20 protein-coding genes and 1 pseudogene are annotated in these 15,364 nt (G+C 71.0%); 16 read left to right on the forward strand and 5 right to left on the reverse strand.

Annotated elements, in window-relative coordinates; translation table 11 throughout:
* The 4 genes from FB380_RS23735 to FB380_RS23750 form a co-directional block, all read left to right on the forward strand.
* A partial coding sequence (locus FB380_RS23735; protein ID WP_166757834.1) for a vWA domain-containing protein occupies positions 1–1,241 on the forward strand: 1,241 nt, incomplete at its 5' end.
* Between the two features lie 125 nt (positions 1,242–1,366).
* The gene (locus FB380_RS23740) at positions 1,367–1,573 is read left to right on the forward strand and encodes a hypothetical protein (protein WP_166757835.1); all 207 of its coding nucleotides are present in this window, start codon (positions 1,367–1,369) and stop codon (positions 1,571–1,573) included.
* The gene (locus tag FB380_RS23745; RefSeq protein WP_166757836.1) at positions 1,570–2,724 is read left to right on the forward strand and encodes a hypothetical protein; all 1,155 of its coding nucleotides are present in this window, start codon (positions 1,570–1,572) and stop codon (positions 2,722–2,724) included. The genes FB380_RS23740 and FB380_RS23745 overlap by 4 nt, the downstream gene beginning before the upstream one ends.
* A gap of 89 nt (positions 2,725–2,813) precedes the next feature.
* Entirely contained in the window at positions 2,814–4,148 is a 1,335-nt protein-coding gene (locus FB380_RS23750) for an AAA family ATPase (protein ID WP_166757837.1), read from the forward strand.
* Between the two features lie 1,073 nt (positions 4,149–5,221).
* Here FB380_RS23750 and FB380_RS23755 read toward each other — a convergent pair.
* Complete coding sequence (locus FB380_RS23755; RefSeq protein WP_166757838.1) at positions 5,222–5,626, reverse strand: hypothetical protein; 405 nt, start codon at positions 5,624–5,626, stop codon at positions 5,222–5,224.
* A gap of 304 nt (positions 5,627–5,930) precedes the next feature.
* Here FB380_RS23755 and FB380_RS23760 point away from each other — a divergent pair, with 304 nt between their 5' ends.
* Positions 5,931–6,242 carry a hypothetical protein gene (locus FB380_RS23760; RefSeq protein ID WP_166757839.1) on the forward strand — a complete coding sequence of 104 codons (312 nt, stop codon included), beginning with the start codon at positions 5,931–5,933 and terminating at the stop codon, positions 6,240–6,242.
* Positions 6,243–6,275: 33 nt separating this feature from the next.
* Here the strand turns inward: FB380_RS23760 and FB380_RS23765 are convergent, their stop codons facing one another.
* Both FB380_RS23765 and FB380_RS23770 read right to left on the reverse strand, forming a co-directional pair.
* Positions 6,276–6,974, reverse strand: a complete 699-nt coding sequence (locus tag FB380_RS23765; protein WP_166757840.1) for an RES family NAD+ phosphorylase — start codon at positions 6,972–6,974, stop codon at positions 6,276–6,278.
* A 10-nt stretch (positions 6,975–6,984) separates the two neighbouring features.
* Positions 6,985–7,653, reverse strand: coding sequence for a hypothetical protein (locus tag FB380_RS23770; RefSeq protein ID WP_166757841.1), 669 nt, complete (start codon positions 7,651–7,653; stop codon positions 6,985–6,987).
* A 114-nt stretch (positions 7,654–7,767) separates the two neighbouring features.
* On the opposite strand from FB380_RS23770, the pseudogene FB380_RS26280 reads away from it, so the two are divergent.
* A pseudogene (locus tag FB380_RS26280) lies at positions 7,768–7,878 on the forward strand (hypothetical protein); the annotation flags it as partial.
* A 106-nt stretch (positions 7,879–7,984) separates the two neighbouring features.
* On the forward strand, positions 7,985–8,128 hold the full coding sequence (locus FB380_RS26285; protein ID WP_373286335.1) for a DNA-processing protein DprA: 144 nt from the start codon (positions 7,985–7,987) through the stop codon (positions 8,126–8,128).
* 117 nt (positions 8,129–8,245) lie between these two features.
* On the opposite strand, the gene FB380_RS23780 is transcribed toward FB380_RS26285, so the two are convergent.
* Positions 8,246–9,349 carry a hypothetical protein gene (locus FB380_RS23780; RefSeq protein WP_166757842.1) on the reverse strand — a complete coding sequence of 368 codons (1,104 nt, stop codon included), beginning with the start codon at positions 9,347–9,349 and terminating at the stop codon, positions 8,246–8,248.
* Between the two features lie 149 nt (positions 9,350–9,498).
* Here FB380_RS23780 and FB380_RS23785 point away from each other — a divergent pair, with 149 nt between their 5' ends.
* The 3 genes from FB380_RS23785 to FB380_RS23795 all read left to right on the forward strand — a co-directional run bounded on the left by FB380_RS23785 (position 9,499) and on the right by FB380_RS23795 (position 11,547).
* Positions 9,499–10,527, forward strand: a complete 1,029-nt coding sequence (locus FB380_RS23785; protein WP_166757843.1) for a hypothetical protein — start codon at positions 9,499–9,501, stop codon at positions 10,525–10,527.
* A 57-nt stretch (positions 10,528–10,584) separates the two neighbouring features.
* Positions 10,585–11,148, forward strand: coding sequence for a hypothetical protein (locus FB380_RS23790; RefSeq protein ID WP_166757844.1), 564 nt, complete (start codon positions 10,585–10,587; stop codon positions 11,146–11,148).
* 75 nt (positions 11,149–11,223) lie between these two features.
* Positions 11,224–11,547, forward strand: a complete 324-nt coding sequence (locus tag FB380_RS23795; RefSeq protein ID WP_229682378.1) for a DNA-processing protein DprA — start codon at positions 11,224–11,226, stop codon at positions 11,545–11,547.
* 154 nt (positions 11,548–11,701) lie between these two features.
* Here FB380_RS23795 and FB380_RS23800 read toward each other — a convergent pair whose 3' ends face one another.
* On the reverse strand, positions 11,702–12,052 hold the full coding sequence (locus FB380_RS23800) for a GntR family transcriptional regulator (protein WP_166757845.1): 351 nt from the start codon (positions 12,050–12,052) through the stop codon (positions 11,702–11,704).
* Positions 12,053–12,141: 89 nt separating this feature from the next.
* Here FB380_RS23800 and FB380_RS23805 point away from each other — a divergent pair, with 89 nt between their 5' ends.
* From FB380_RS23805 to FB380_RS23825, 6 genes are all read left to right on the forward strand, one after another.
* Positions 12,142–12,609: a hypothetical protein gene (locus tag FB380_RS23805; protein ID WP_166757846.1), complete on the forward strand. Its 468-nt coding sequence runs from the start codon at positions 12,142–12,144 to the stop codon at positions 12,607–12,609.
* 81 nt (positions 12,610–12,690) lie between these two features.
* On the forward strand, positions 12,691–12,873 hold the full coding sequence (locus FB380_RS23810; protein ID WP_229682379.1) for a helix-turn-helix domain-containing protein: 183 nt from the start codon (positions 12,691–12,693) through the stop codon (positions 12,871–12,873).
* A 157-nt stretch (positions 12,874–13,030) separates the two neighbouring features.
* Positions 13,031–13,783, forward strand: coding sequence for a hypothetical protein (locus FB380_RS25120; protein ID WP_229682380.1), 753 nt, complete (start codon positions 13,031–13,033; stop codon positions 13,781–13,783).
* Positions 13,780–14,160, forward strand: a complete 381-nt coding sequence (locus tag FB380_RS23815) for a GntR family transcriptional regulator (protein WP_229682381.1) — start codon at positions 13,780–13,782, stop codon at positions 14,158–14,160. Before FB380_RS25120 ends, FB380_RS23815 begins: the two co-directional genes overlap by 4 nt.
* 160 nt (positions 14,161–14,320) lie before the next feature.
* Positions 14,321–14,575, forward strand: coding sequence for a hypothetical protein (locus FB380_RS23820; RefSeq protein ID WP_166757848.1), 255 nt, complete (start codon positions 14,321–14,323; stop codon positions 14,573–14,575).
* 95 nt (positions 14,576–14,670) lie between these two features.
* Entirely contained in the window at positions 14,671–15,120 is a 450-nt protein-coding gene (locus FB380_RS23825) for a DUF3846 domain-containing protein (protein WP_166757849.1), read from the forward strand.
* Positions 15,121–15,364 lie beyond the last annotated feature (244 nt).

Raw genomic sequence — 15,364 nt, forward strand, 5'->3', positions numbered from 1 at the left:
CGTTCCGGCTGGCCCGGCTGGTGTCGGCTGAACGCGCCCCCTACTTCATGCACGCCCTGTTCGCCGCCGAGCCCGTGGCTGCTCCGGGGCTGGGGACGTTCGCAGTGGACCGGCACTGGCGGCTTTACATGGACCCCGAGCTGCTGACCGGGCGCACCGCGTGGGACAGCACGACCGCCGGGGCGGTTCTGCTGCACGAGGTCGGGCACCTGATCCGCGACCACGCCGGGCGGGCGGCGGCACTGACCCAGCCCTACGTGCACCTGGCGTGGAACCTGGCCGGTGACGCCGAGATCAACGACGACCTGCTGGCCGCCGGGGTACCGCTGCCCGCCGGGGTGGTCACCCCGACCGACCTGGGGTGCGAGGTCGGCGGGCTGGCCGAGGACTACTACGCGACCCTGCTGGACGGCCAGGACGCAGACAGCGGCCAGGACGGGCAGGGCGGTGCCGGTGCCGCCGCCGACGACGGCGGGCATGGCTGCGGGTCCGGGGCCGGCAGCCCGGCGGTGCCCGGCGAGCTGGCCGCCGACGCCAACCTCGCGGACGGCAGCGCCCCGGGCATCGGGGAGGCCGAGGGCGACCTGGTGCGCCGCCGGGTGGCGATCGCGGTCACCGACCACGTGGCATCAAAGGGGCGCGGCAGCGTCCCCGCCGGGCTGGACCGCTGGGCCAGGCGGGTGCTGGCGCCCTCGGTGGCGCCCTGGCCGGTGGTGCTGCGGGCAGCGGTGCGCCGGGCGGTGTCCGCACAGGCGGGCATGGTCGATCAGACCTACGCCCGGCCTGGGCGGCGGCGGCAGACCCCGGGGATCGTCACCCCGGCCATGGTCGAGCCGCAGGTGATCGTGGCCGTCGTCATCGACACGTCGGGGTCGATGGGGCAGGGCGACCTTGACGCCGCCATGAGCGAGGTCAACGGCGTGCTCAACGCCAACGGCGTGGACCGCGACCACCTGCACCTGCTGGCCTGCGATGCCGAGGCCGCCACCGCCCAGCGGGTCCGCTCCCTGGCCGACGTGAAGCTGGTCGGCGGCGGGGGGACCGACATGCGGGTGGGCATCGCCGCCGCTGAGGCGCTGCGCCCGGCCCCGCACGTCGTCGTCGTGCTCACCGACGGCGACACCCCCTGGCCTGAGCGGCGCACCCGGTCCCGGCTGGTCTGCGGAGTGGTCTCCGCGCGCCCGCCCCGGGGCACCCCGCCGTGGGCCACCACCGTGGCGATCCCGCCGCTGGCCGCGTGATGCCGGTGGGCCGGGGAGTCTCTGCACCCGGCCCACCGGCCCGCACCGATCTGTCGGTGGCCGCCGCTACCGTCGCCACACCAACCCGGGCTTGACCAGCCCACCGAGTCCGGAGCACACGTCCCATGAGCACTGCCCGACGTCCCGATGACCGACTGCGCGCCCACGCCGACCGGCTGCTGACCGGCACCGGCCTGACCCTGGCGACCGCCACCGAGCTGGCCGCCGACCACGCGCTCCCGGCCCCTCCGCACGCCACCGCCGCCGCCGCCGCGCTGCGCGAGGGCTGGGGCCTGGCCCGCACCACGACCCCGGCGGGACCGGCGTCGTGACCGTCGAGTGGTTCGACCTGGGACAGCGGCTGCACGCCGCCGCCACCGGCCGCCCCGCGCCCCGACTGCTGCACGCACCGCTGCCCCCGCTCACCGATCCGGTGGCCGTCCGGGCGCGGGCGGCGAGGGGCCGGCTCACCGTCACCGCCGCCACCCCCGGCCAGCCACCGGCCACCGCCGAGGGCGAGGACGCCCTGGCCCTGCTGCGCGACCTGGGAGTGGTGATGAACGCCGTCGAGCCGCCCACCCTGGTCACCGACGACCCGATGACCCTGCCGCTGCTGCTCACCGCCGCTCGCACCACCGCCCCCGAGGGGGAGCTGGCCGACGTCGCCGCCGCGATCGGCTGGTGGGCCGACCGTGACGACTTCCCCGGCGGCGTCGCCGTCGTCCACCTGCCCGCCGCCTGCCGCCGCGCCTGGACCACCGGCACCGTGCCCGAGGACGAGCGCGACCCCGGCATCTGGCGCACGTGGCTGGACGTGGACGACGAGGGGCCGGTCGGGATGCTGGCCGTCTTGGACCGGCTCACCACCGGCCCGACGCTGCCGCTGCTGGACGTGCTGGCCGAGGACGACACCTACTCCTGGGGCAAGGCGCAGAGCGAGCACGCCCAGGGCTGGAACTGGCGCACCCCGGACACCACCAGCCGCGCCGCGACCGGGCTGCGCGCCCGCTGCGATGCCGCCGACCTGTTCGCCGCCGCGCTGCTGGCCGACCCGCTGCACCGCCAGCGCGCCGTGCACACCGGCCACGTCGTCACCGGCACCGCGAGCGCCGGGGAGACCAAGCGGCAAGGCCGGATCACCTGCGCCCGGCTGGACGCCCGGCTGCGCACCGGCAACGCCGTCACCGGTTGGACCGGCCCACCCAGCGACACCGCCGCCGAGCGGTTCACCGCCACCGTGGCCGGGACCGAGGTCGCCGCCGGGCGGCTGGTGCTCACCCTGACCGGCTACAGCGGGCCGACCGGCGGGGAGCCGGTCACCCTGGCCCCCACCGCGCCCAACCCGCGCACCATGCGGCAGGGCCGCTCCCGCTACCGCCGCCTCTACGCCACCCGCACGAGCTGGCTCACCACCGGCCGCACGCCCACCCCGGTGCGCCGCGACGTGCCGCTGGAACTGCTGGTCGCCGGGGCCGAGGACTGACCCACCGCGCCCACCGGGACTGTCGGTGGCCGCCGCTACCGTCGCCTCACCAACCCGGGCCTGACCAGCCCACCGACAGGAGCACCCCCATGCGCACCATGCCCGCGCGCCCCGCGCCCGCACCCACAGCCGTCCCCGTCGCGTCCGCGCCGAGGACGCCGGCCACCGCCGGACCCGACCTGGACGCCGCGTCCCCGCGCCCGGCGCACCGGTGGGCCGGGCAGGAGATCCTCAACGACCCGATCACCGCCCAGGTGCTCTACGCCGCCTGGTCCGGTGACCCCGCCGTCGTCGTGCCCAGCCCGCCCGGCGCGGGCAAGACCCGCCTGGTGGCCCTGCTGGGAGCCGCGCTGGCCGAGCGCGCCGAGCTGCGCGTCGGCGTGGCCGCCCAGACCCGGGACCAGGCCGTCGAGCTGGCCCGCCGGATCGGCGCACAGACCGACGCCGCGACCCTCATGTGGTCGGCCAAGCACGCCGTCCCCGACGTCGGCGGGGCGACCGTGGCGACCAAGGGCGCACGCTTCCCCGGCGAGCGCGGCGGCATCCTGATCGCCACCACCGCCCGCTGGCTCTACGCCGAACCCGCCGACGTGGGCTGCGACCTGATGATCGTGGACGAGGCGTGGCAGGCCACCTACGCCGACCTGGGGGCACTCGGTGCCCACGCCCGGCAGGTCGTCTGTGTCGGGGACCCCGGCCAGGTCGCCCCCGTCGTGACCGGGGAGACCGGGCGCTGGCAGACCTCGCCCACCGGCCCGCACCTGCCCGCCCCCGACGCGCTGCTGGCCGCCCACGGCGACGCGGTGGGCGTGGTCCGGCTGCGCCACACCTGGCGGCTGGGACCGGCGACCACCGCGCTGGTGCAGGGCGCGTTCTACCCCGGCCTGCCCTTCACCTCCCGGCGCCCACCCGAGCACCTCACCGACGCGGGAGGCCAGCCGGTGCGCGAGCTGGCCCACCGCGTCGTCACCGTCAACGCCGGACCCACCGACCCCGCCCTGATTCACGCCTGCGCCGACCGCGCCCGCGAACTGCTGACCCACCACCTGACCACTGCCAGCGGGTCACGCCCGATCACCGCCGCCGACGTCGCCGTGGTCTGCGCCCACGTCACCCAGGCCGCCGCAATCCGCGCCACCCTGTCCGACCACCCCGACCTGCTGATCGGCACCGCCAACCAGCTACAGGGCCTGGAACGCCCCGCCGTCGTCACGCTGCACCCACTCGCCGGGTACCGCGACGCCGGAGGCTTCGGCACCGACACCGGGCGGGCCTGCGTCATGCTCTCCCGCCACCGCGCCCACCTGACCGTCGTCGTGGACGCCGCAACCTCAGCCGTGCTGGCCAGCGCAGCCGACGACGCCCCTGGCGTCGCGGTGCAGCGCGGCGTGACCGACGAGCTGCTGGCGCTGCCTGCCGCTTGACCGGCCCCGCCACCCGGCGCGGGGCCGGCTGCACCCCATGCCGGCTGCCCCGGCTTCCAAGCTGAGTGCGGAGCCTGGCTGAGCTCGTCGGGTACGTCTGCGGCGGACCGATCGCTTTCAGCTCACTGCGAAGGTTGCGCCATAGCGTTGCCGCGGGCACCAAGGTGAGGACTAACAGAAGAACACTCCAAGGGACCAGGCCAGCCACCGAAGCGGCAGCTGTCGCCTGATCCCCCGGCTGCAGGGAAATCCACAGTTGTACGCCGGCACAGAAACCCAAGCCAGCTGCGAAAAGCCCGGGAATGAGGGCGCGGCGATACTCCCTTAGATTACCGAATAGGTCCTGCCAGGAGGGTTCCTTGAGCCCGGTCGTCGGTCTGGCTGGCTTGGAGTCGACCTTGTCCACCTGCTTGGCGGCCTGCGCTTGCCGTAGAACAGCCAGGTCATGCTCGATCTCGAGTTCCATGAGGGTGGTTGGCCGCCTGACGCTTTCGCCCTCGTGAAACCGGCGGGCCACCGTAACGCGACCTATCAGCGTCAACCGGTATGCGCGGTAAATCTGCGGGATGAAGGCGAGGAGCATCCCGACCAGAATGATGGCGGTCATGAGGTCGCCTGTACTGGCGACGACCGCGTCGCCGAAGTTCCACGGGGCATCGCTGCCCGTGTAGCTCGCCACCGAGTACCCGGCTTGACCAAAGAAGGCAGCGAGCACGAGCCAGGCGAACCAGGGCCAGATGGTTCGCCAGTTGCCAGTCAGTTGGCGCGCGACGATGTCAGCCAGAGCGGCGCGATGAAGTTCGTAGACGATTCGTCGCTGAGGATCGCTCTCGGCGAGAGCGGTCAATGCTTCGCGGTAGAGCTGCTCTCGCCGGCGGAGTCTCGCCGAACGTGTCACACCAAGATAGAGACCCAAGAGGGCTGCGGCCGCCGTCAGGATGGCGCCGACTGCACGGACAAACTCAAAGAACACAGAATTTCCGCCATTCGTTCTCGTCCGAGAACGCAGCCTAGCGTCTTGCCCGCTTGCGCCGGCGGAGGCTAGTAGGAGTCGAGGGCCTCTGGTCGATAAGTCAGATGAAGTCGAGACCGAGGCCGATGTAGAAGAAGCCGCCCGCGAATAGCGCGAGCCCGCCCCAGAAGCACCACCAGAACACCTTGCCGCGTGCAGCCAAGAAGCCGTTGATTCTACGGCCGTCGGCTGGAAAGAAGAGGAGGTAGAGAGTCGCCAGGGCGCCGAGCGTTGGTGCCATGAGCGCCCACCCAATGCCCCCGACTCGGTTCTCTCTTCCGAGCACCGCAAGTGCCAGTGCGCAAGAGGAGATGGCGAAGGCGACGGTCAAGCGAGCTGCAGATCTGCTCTCTTTCTGCTCTGCCTGATCGGTCTGAGCATCAACGGCGGCACGCCACTCGACCGCTGCCGCCAGCAGCACCGAGGCGTTCACGCCGGCGAGGGCGGCGAAGTACTCCGTGGGCATGGGCATGGACATCTAGTCGGCGCGATCGTCACTGGAGTTGAGGCGATGCGACGACTCTCTGTATGAGGCCGGTGGACCTCCGTACTGCGGCTCGTTGCCTTGTTCTGTCGCCCGAGCTCGGGAACCTTCTTGTCGGTCCTGCGCGTCTCTTCCGGTATGACGACCACCACGACGTCTCCGCGAGGCAGCTGCAGTTCTCGCCTCGGGAGCAGCCACCGTCCTCTGGTACGCCGCGCCTGACGTCATCTCATCGCGCACGGCCCGCGGATGGCTGAAGGCCGGCCTCTTCGCTGGGTCGCTCGCCGTGACCGCACCGGAGGTCCAGGCGGCGTGGGCGAGCACCCGCGATGGGCTGGAGTCCGACGGCGATGGCGGCCTGCGGCTCACCTTCGCGTCCCTGACCGTGGGCAAGAAGGCCGCCGTCCTCGGCGCCGCTGCGGCCGTGCTCGCCCTCCCGGCCCGCGGGGTGGTTGCCGCTGAACGGTGGGCCTTCGGGCACGGGCAGGCACGGGCCGCGGCCGGCAAGCGATTCCCGCACACCGGCCCTGCCCTGGCCTACGGCGTGCTGATGATCGGGCTCTGGCTAGTCCCCGCTCCCTCATCCGACCCCGCCTGACCGCGTGCTGGTCCAGGGGGACCGGCTAGTGGCTCAGGGGAGGCCGGTGACGGTGATGCCGGCGCGGTTGGCGGCTAGGCACACGGCGGTCAAGCCCTCGCCGGCGCCCAGGGTCAGCGGGACGCTGTCGGGAGCGGCGGTGAGGTCGTCGCGGGGGACGCGATCGCCGAAGAGCACCAGGGCGCGGCTGGTGTTGTGCAGCCGGGACATCCACAGCAGGCCGTCGGGCTGGCTGGGGTGGTCGTGCAGGGCGCGGGCCCACTCGGCGGTCTCGGGGTAGCTGCGGGGGTCGGAGCCGATGAGCTCGCCATGGGCCAGGCCCAGCCGGCTCAGGCCCGGGCTGGTCAGGTCGACCAGCGTCAGGTCCCGCTGCGGCACCAGGGCGACGACCAGGCGGTGCAGCAGCAGCGCGTAGGGGACGTGCTTGGTGCCGCGGACGGGCACGTTGTGGAAGACCGACTCACCCAGGGCTCCGGCGACGTCGCTGGCGCCGTAGAGCACCGGCAGCGGGTCGCTGTGCCCGGCGGGCGTCATCGGGTGGAAGCGGCCGCGCCGGCTGGCGGTGCCGGCGTAGAACTCCCGCGCGCCCCAGTCGACGTCGTAGCAGCGGTGGAACTCCTCGCCGGCGGTCCAGGAGGTCAGCAGCGGGTCGAGGGTGGCGACGTCGGCCGGCGGGGCCGGGAAGTCGACGGGCGGTGGGACTCGGGACGGTGGCGGGGCAGCCGGCGGCATCGCGGGGGGCTCAGCCGAGGAGCTCGGCGGCCAGGTGGCCGGCGGCGTCGACGACGAGCTCGGGGTCGCTGTCGAGCACGTCGACCGGGCGCTCCCCGCCCAGCCAGCCGTTGCTGCTGGTGAACCACAGGGCCAGCTCCCAACCGCTGAGCCGATCACCGAACACGGTCAGGACCTGGGCGATGACCGGCAGCGGGCGGCCGTCGTCCTTGCCGAACTGAAAGCCGGGGAACCGCTGCCCGCCGGTGGGCCCGACGGTGAACACCTTGCCTTCGTTCTTCCACCTGCTGGCCATGGCCGAGGCGTTCCCGGAGGTGGACGCGGCCAGCTCGGCGACCTCGGCGCCGGATAGCAGGCCGAACTCGTCGGCCAGTTCGGCGCGAGCCTTGGCGTTGCGGTTGACCTGCTCGAGCAGAGCCGGCGGCATCGGGAAGTCCCGCTCGGCGGGGAACAGCGCGTCCATCACCTTGGTCAGCGTCGCGCCACTGCTGCGCAGAGCCGCCTTGGCGGCCGTCATCACGTCGCTGAGAGCCGCGGCTTCGGTGGCATCTCGGGCAGAGATCGCCAGCACTAGCGGAGCCGAGGTCCCCGCGTCGGCGAGCTCGGGGTGGGCGTGCACCACCTTCGAGGCCTCCCCAGCGGGAAGGGTCGTGAGGCCAGCGACGATCGGACTGCTCATGCCTCCATCGTGAGACCCGTGAGTTAGATAGTCAAGACTCACGATGCTCACGACGAGTTAGTCCGCGACCGCGGTACAGGGCAGGGCCCGACCGTCGTCGTCACCGCCGGCGGCCTGGACCGGCCCTACCCCAGCGCGCACGCCGCCCTCTTCGAGCGCATCGTCGGCGACGGCGGGCTGCTGGTCTCCCAGTCCCCGCTGGGGTCCGCGCCGACCAACGTGCGGTTCCGCCGCCGCAGCGCCCTGATGGCGGCCCTGACGGCCGAGACGGTCGTCGTCGAGGCCCGCGGCCCGCTCCGGCGCCCTGTCGACCGCACACGCCGCCCACGCGATCGGACGCCCGGTCTTCGCCGTCCCCGGACCGGTTACCTCGGCCTGCTCGGTGGGCTGCCACATGCTCTTTTCCAGTGGTGAGGCCCGGTTGGTCACCGGCACCGCCGACGTCCTGTCGGCCCTGACCGCCCGGCCGGCCTGAGGAGGCCGCCCCGCGCCTCCTCAGGCCAGCCCCATCAGCCGGTCGGAAAGGCCCGGTATCACGCCGTACGGCCGTCAGACGTCCACTCATCCCAGATCAAGCACTGCTACCGACGGCTTAGGGGGCGATAAGGCGATGAAGGAAGTCGCGGACCAGAATCTCGACGTTCTCGCGGCTGCGGAGGTCCTCGACGAGGATGTGTGCAACCACTCGTACTCCTGCGTTCTGGACGAGCCGGTCGCGTTGTGCGTCGGCCCCAAAGCGTCCGTCGTGTTTGGGCCCGTCGACTTCAATGACGCCCACTCGGCCTCGGTATGCGACCAAGAAGTCTGGAGTCATCGTTGTGCCGCGAGCGCGGGCGCCCGGGAGTGGGGCAATGAGGATCGTGTCGCCGGCGGGCAGGTCACGCTGGATGTCCTTGAGTACCGCGTACACGCGGTACTCCTCGTTATTGGTGAAGAACAGACCGTCCTCAGTGATGTGGGTCGGCTCCAGCCGAACCTTCCTGGCCTGGTTGTTGGGCTGCTCGGCGACCAGGTCACGCATCAGCCCTTCTCGCCAGCGCGCTCCTACAGTTGGGATGACCTCACGGATACGGATGTCGTTGACCTGGGGGGCGCCTTCGTGGTCTCGGACCACATCGAGAGCGGACTCGATTTGGGCTCTGCACTCTTGATTGAAACGCGGTACGACGTAGGACTCAATGTCGAGGATCGCGACGAACTCCGAGTCGTCGTCTCCCCAGTTTTCGCCGTAGCGGCGCTGGATAGTTAGGAACTGCACGTCGAGCATCAGTGCGGCTGATGAGTCCTGTCCGCGGCTGTGCAGGAGGCTGGCGACCTGGCCGATTGTGCGCTCGCCTCGGATGCGTTCTGCGTCCCCCTCGCTGTAGCCGTAAGCCACCGGGTCGTTGAGGATTTGCTCCCAGGTCGGGGGCTGCTCAGTGGTCATGCCGGCACTATGGCAGGAGCCGCCGACGCCTTCCCTGATCCCGCAGGTGTCGGCCGGTGCATGCGCTCCTACAGGAGCGCTGGCCAGCGTCGGTCTCATGATTTGAGTCGGCGCCTGATGCGCCAGCCGATGAGCGGCACCGTGGATGCCCGATGTGATCAATAGGCCGATCGCAGCAGCCTCATCGCACCGGTGCTCACCGTTGCGCCCAGCCGTCGACGACGCAGACGGGGAACCGATCATCAACGCCTGCACGAACGGCAGGAGCACGGTGAACTCGGACCGGACGCGCTGCGGTTGGTGATCACGCTGATGGCGCGGAGGTCCAGCGGTTCCCCGTCCTCCTGGCGCCCGGAACCGGGTGGACGACGGATCTGGTGCCCGCCTGTACGCAAAGTCCAACCCTCGCTGGCTGTTCGGTGAAGACTGCTGCCATGGATAAGGCTGGACGCGAGCGACTGGCGGTCGAGGTCGTGTATGACGCTGCTGAGCTGGATAAGCTAGAGCCAGGCGACAAGCCGGACTTCGTGCTCGCCAAACGGTACGGTCCCGAGTTTGGCGTCGAGGTGACCGACCTTTACGAGACGGAGTCAAACGCCCGGCTCATCAACGTTCCCGGCTACATTGGGCAGCTCTTCGAGGGCGGTCCGCATATTCACAGGGACGACGTTGCGGTCCTTCAAGTGGCCGAGTTCTCTATCACCGATCAGGATGGCAACGTCAAGCAGGAGAACGTGCGTGGCGTTATCCAGGAAAGATCATCCGAGTCGGTTCATTCTGAGAAATTGGCTCAAGTCATTCGGTCGAAGAATACTAAGCACGCAGGCTACAAGACCGGGCTGTCTCACATCAACCTAATCATCGTTGACCACTTCGACAGGCAGGACGACGACTCAAGGGAGTACGACACAAGCAGGCTCTTCGGGCGCGGTGTGCGTGAGGCGATGGCGGAGAGCCCTTTCCAAGAGGTGTTCTTGGTCGGTTATGGCCCTTCGATGAAGTTCTACTACCGACCGCTACGGCAGCTCATGTTGTTGGAACAGTTCCGGGTCTTCGGAGCAGCGCTCGATGCCTTCGAGCCCGGGTGTAAGCTGCCAATAGAGCTTCAGCCGGAGCATGTCACCCCGCTGTTCGTGAGAGTGATGGAAAGAACGACCCTGGCGCTGACGTACGCCATGGAGCAAGACAAGGATTGGGCGGTCCACCACGGCTGTGCGGTCCGGCTTGAGGATCGCGGCATCGTTGTATCTGACTACTCGGACTACCCGCCAAGACTTGAGCCTTGCCGCTTGCCTGACAACCCGCTGCCGCCCGACGCCTTCGATGCTCTGGTAAGGCAGCACCGTGACTTTTCGGGAAAGCACGGGATGACTACAAGGTATTTCGCTCCGGCAGCCAAGTCGCCAGTTGTTCCGCTGGGGGACGAGTCGAAGGATGAGCACCGCTAGAAGTGGACTGGTAGCGGCGTCAGCGAGGTCGTCGGCGCTACTGGCATCCTCGGCAGCGTGGAGTTCCTGGTTGACCAATTGGCCGGCTTCGTCGTCGGCATTACCGGCGGCATCATCACCGGCGTGTGGGGTCTTCGGGCTGGGGACCGGAGGAAGCGGCGGACCCAGGTTCGGCAGGTGACGGCCACTCTCAATCCGGTCTGGGAGCCGATGCCTGACCGGCCAAACACGAAGGTGATGACGAGCGGCCTGCTGACTGTGAGGAACAACAGCGAGTGGCCGGTTCGGCAGATCATCATCATGAAACCGCAGAGCGTGGCGGCCTACCACATTCGCTACCTAGGGCCGGGTGACGAACGGGTCGAGTCGATCTCGAAGGAGGAGATGCTGACCAACGAGCGCATCGAGTCGCCGGTGACGATGCAGATCGAAGATGACAACAAGCGACTGTGGCGATGGGCCCCCGCCGAGAACGACTTGTCACCCATTCCGGAGCCGATCCCGCTGCACAGCCACGCGGTGCAGTGGCTGGACAGGCGGTCACGCCACTTCCACCGCCTCCTGATGCGACTCCCCAAGAGGACGCGGGACTGGCTTTGGGGCTACGCGCCGGAGGGGTGATCGTCGGCCAGTGCATGACCCTGGGGTTCCCAACGTCGAAGAGCCCGGTGGGACGAGGGCACAGTGCCCACAACCGTGTTCGAGCGCGTGATCACCGACGGCGCTGCTGGCTTCGCAGGCTCCGCGGGGGCCGCACCGATCAACGTGCGGCCGCTGCGGCGCAACGTTCTGATGGCGGCCCTACCGATCGGCGTCGCGGTGGTCGAGGCCGCGGCCCGCTCCAGCGCCCTGTCGTCGGCGCGCGCCGCCCAGGCCATCGGGCGCCCGGTGCTCGCCCTCCCCGGCCCGGTGACCTCGGCCTGCTCGGTGGGCTGCCACGGTCTCCTCGCCAGCGGTGGGGTCCGGTTGGTCACCGGCGCCTCCGACGTCCTGTCGGCCCTCACCGCCCGGTCGGCCTGATGAGGTCGCCCCGCACCTTCCCCGGCCGGCCAGCAGCCGGCCGGGGAAGGCCGGCGGGGCCGAGTCGTGCTCCTTCCCGCAAGCAGAACGACGGGCTTGCCTTTTGTGAGAGGCGGGCCCGTCGTGGGGCGAGGTGGTCGGCTAGGACGAGCGGCTAGGCCGCCTTGCGCAGGGTGTCGACGAGAGCCAGGCTCGCGGCCACCGCCGTCTGGGCGGCGACCAGGGACTCCCGGAGCTGGTCCAAGGTCTGCGCGCCCGGCACGGGCTGGGGCGCCGTGTAGGGCTTCACCAGCACCCACCGGCGCGTGGGTGCCATCCGGGTCTCGACGAAGCCCTCGTCTTTCAGGGGCTGAATCGCGTCCCTGACGGTCTGCACTCCTCCTACGTCGAAGAGGTTGCCCAGGGCGCCGATGGTGGGCAGCTCCTCTCCGACCTTTAGCTGAGGCAGCACTTCCTCCCGGAGGTACGCGGTGATCTTGCGGTGGACGGGCTCGGTCCTGGTCATGCCATCACCATAACAGTGAGTTGGTGAGGTTAGCCAGAGGGCGGCAGTGAGGAGGTCAGCGCTTGGCCTGTCGGCGGTTCACTGGACCGGTGATCTTCGAGCCTCGTGCCTCCGACCTCGAGCTGGTCGACGTCGAGAACGCGCTGCTGCGCGCCGCCGTGGGGGACTACGCCCTCGAGGCCGCGGTCCTGCTGCTGGCCAACGGCGGTCACTGGCTGCCGCTGCTGCAGGCCGCCGGCCTCATCGACCTCGAGCCGGACCCGGCTGGAGGCGAGACCTGGGCGCAGGTGCGGTGGGACGACGCCCGGAGCGCCCTGCAGGCCGGCACCGTCGCCGGCGACGACGGCCAGGAGCTGCTGCTGCGCGCCGCTGGGAGCCTCGCGGACGGCCAGCCGGTCGACCTGGGCGACCTGACCGGTGACCTTGACCAGGCGAGCCTCCAGCTGTTGCTGGCCGCCCTCGCGCACGCCGCCGGCAGCCACGACCAGGAGGACCCCGATGTCCCCCATTTCGGGGAGCCGCTGTCACCGCTGGTGGCCTGGCCCGCTCGAGGGTGACCAGACTCGACCCGTGCCCTGCCGCCCCGGCCGTCGGTGCGGCCGCTGCCGGAGTTCGCTGGCACCGCACGCACCGGCACGGTGCTCAGCGCCGACTTGCAGGCGCGCCTGGAGGCCTACGTCCTGGAGTCCTACGCCGGCGGCCGGTTGCTGCGCGAGATCGCCGAGCTGGTCGACCGCTCCCAGACCGCCGTCCGGCGAGTGCTGGACAAGCACCACGTGACACACCGGCCCTCCGGTTCCCGACCTCTGGCAGAGCGCTAACGGCGGCTCCGACGTCGGGACGTGCAGCCATCCGAGCCGTCGTGTCAGCCCACGGCGGTGATGTCGCGCAACACGCCTCCCGTGGGACGTCCCCGTGCACACGTCATGACTGTGTCAATGTGCCGCCTACTTGATACAGGCGAACGTGAGGACGGATATGTACATCACTCCGCTGCTGGTGCCGACAGTGGGGCGCCCCGGGGTGGCTGCGATGATGCTGCCGCTGGCCTTCGGCATCGCCCATAGCGGCGTCATCCTGGTCGGAGAGCTGACGTGGCCCCGGCCTGGTGGCATGGTCCGGCGGGCCCGTCTGGCGCATCGAGGCCTGCTGCAGGCCATCCCGGTCTGGCTGCTGCGGACGGCCATCGGCACGCTCGTCACCGGGATCGTGGTGATCGCTGTGGGTGCGGTGACCGCCGACCGCTACGACCGCAGCATCACCGTCCACGCCGGCGACGGGCTGGTCGAGGGCGCAGCGTCTCCCTACGTCGGCAGCGGATACGGGCTACCGGCCCTGGTGGGCCTGGGGTGCCTGCTCGCGCTGACCACGGCTGCGTTGTTGGTCGTCGCCAACCGCCCCGCGATCGTCACCGATGACGCCGACGTTGAGGGCGCTCTCCGGCGGGCATCGGCGCAGCGGGTGCTGCGCGGAGCGACCGCCGCGGCGATGATCCTGGTCGCCGGCCTGGTGACCGTCAGCGGGCTGGCGATCCGCAGCGCGGCGAAGACGGCGGCACAGGCCGCCCGCCTCGAGGACCTGCCCGTCGGCGCAGTCGCCTCCCTCCTGCCATGGGTGGGCGGCGCGCTGGCCCTCATCGGCCTGGTCGGCGGGGTGGTCGGCATCGGCGTCCTTTTCATCCGTACCCGCGTCCCCGTCCCCGCCGCCGAACTCGTCACCACGGAGCAGTGAAGATCGTGGACGTCACCGTCGACCTGGCCAGCCCCATCCCGCCCTATGAGCAGATCCGCGGCCAGATCGCGGCCGTCATCGACAGTGGGCAGCTCGAGGAGGGCACCCGGCTGCCCAGCATGAGAGCTCTCGCCGGTGACCTGGGCGTCGCCATCGGCACCGTCGCCCGGGCCTACCGCGAACTCGAAGGAGCCGGCCTGGTCGCCAGCCGGCGACGGCTGGGCACCGTCGTGGCCGCCTCCTCTGTGTCGGCGGCTGATGCTGGTGACGTGCGCCAAGCAGCCGCAGAACTGGCCAGCCGGGCGCACCGAGCCGGGTTGAGCGAGGAGACCGCGCTGTCACTGCTGCGCGCCGCGCTGGTTGCACTCCGCGCCTGAGGCCAGGCGGGGCGGCTGCCGTCCGGGACGGACGCCGCGCCAGCCCGCACCCCATGCCGGCTGGCCCGGCGTCCTCGGGTCGTGGACTGTCGGCGGCCGCTCCTACGGTGGGCTCACCAACCCCGGGGCCTGACCAGCCCCCCGAGCGCTGGAGCGTGCCGTGAGCGACTCGATCGACTTGACCCTGTCCAACCCGCTGGACCCCGAGGCCGTGGCGTCGTGGGAGGTGGGGGACCGGGTGACGTGCGCCCCGGGGACGCGGTGGGGTGGCAAGGACATCAGCGGCCAGGTGCTCGAGGTGGTGCACGTCGAGCCCTTCCCGGCCAGCGTCGGCGGGACGCTGCTGATCGGGCGATGGCCGGGGACGACGACCCGGATGGGGCCGCATCTGCAGGCGCACCAGGTGATCGACTGACGCGCGCAACAAGTGCTGCGAACTGTCAGACGGTGGCGCTACCGTGGACTCACCAACCCGGGGCCTGACCAGCCCCCCGAGCACGGGAGCACGCCATGACCGAGACCACCGCCACCGCCAGCGGCACCGACACCACCGCGATCACCGTCGTCCGGCTGGACATCGAGGGAAACGCCATCCGCGCCCAGTGGTCCCCCGGCCCGTCCGGGAGCCTCCTGGAGCCGCTGCAGGCCGCTGTGGGCGGTGACGTCGACGTGGTCCGGCTGCACCCGGAGATGGAGATGTGGGTGCACGACGAGGGCCTGTACCGCTGCGAGCTCAACCCCGTGGCCTCCGCCGTGGCTGCCGGGATGGGCTTCTCCCGGCAGCTCTACTGCGGGCCGGTGGTGTTCACCGGCGGCGCCGACGAGGACGGCAACACCCTCGGCCTGTCCGAGGAGCTCGCCGAGGTGCTGCTGGAGCTGGTCGAGCGTCTCAAGGCCAACCCCGTCCGCATGGCCGCCATCACGATCCGGGGCGAGGCCTTCATGGCCGCCTACCGCTGACCGCCCAGCCCACCGCGCGCCGGTCACCGGCGCGCGCTCTCCCCCCGTGGAGCGCACGCCGGTGGCCGGCTCTCCCGGACGTCACCCGCGCCGGCGCCGGCGCAGAGGTGGCGGGGCCAGCCGGCATGGGGTGCCGCGGGGGAGGGTGGCCGGCGCCGGCGCCCTGGCCACCGAGTCCGCGTCACCAGACCATCACGAATGAGTAACGGCTGACGGGCAGACTACCGGTCCGGTTCACCGGGAA

Origin of the sequence: Modestobacter marinus, assembly GCF_011758655.1 — a bacterium.
In the GTDB taxonomy this organism is placed as follows: domain Bacteria; phylum Actinomycetota; class Actinomycetes; order Mycobacteriales; family Geodermatophilaceae; genus Modestobacter; species Modestobacter marinus.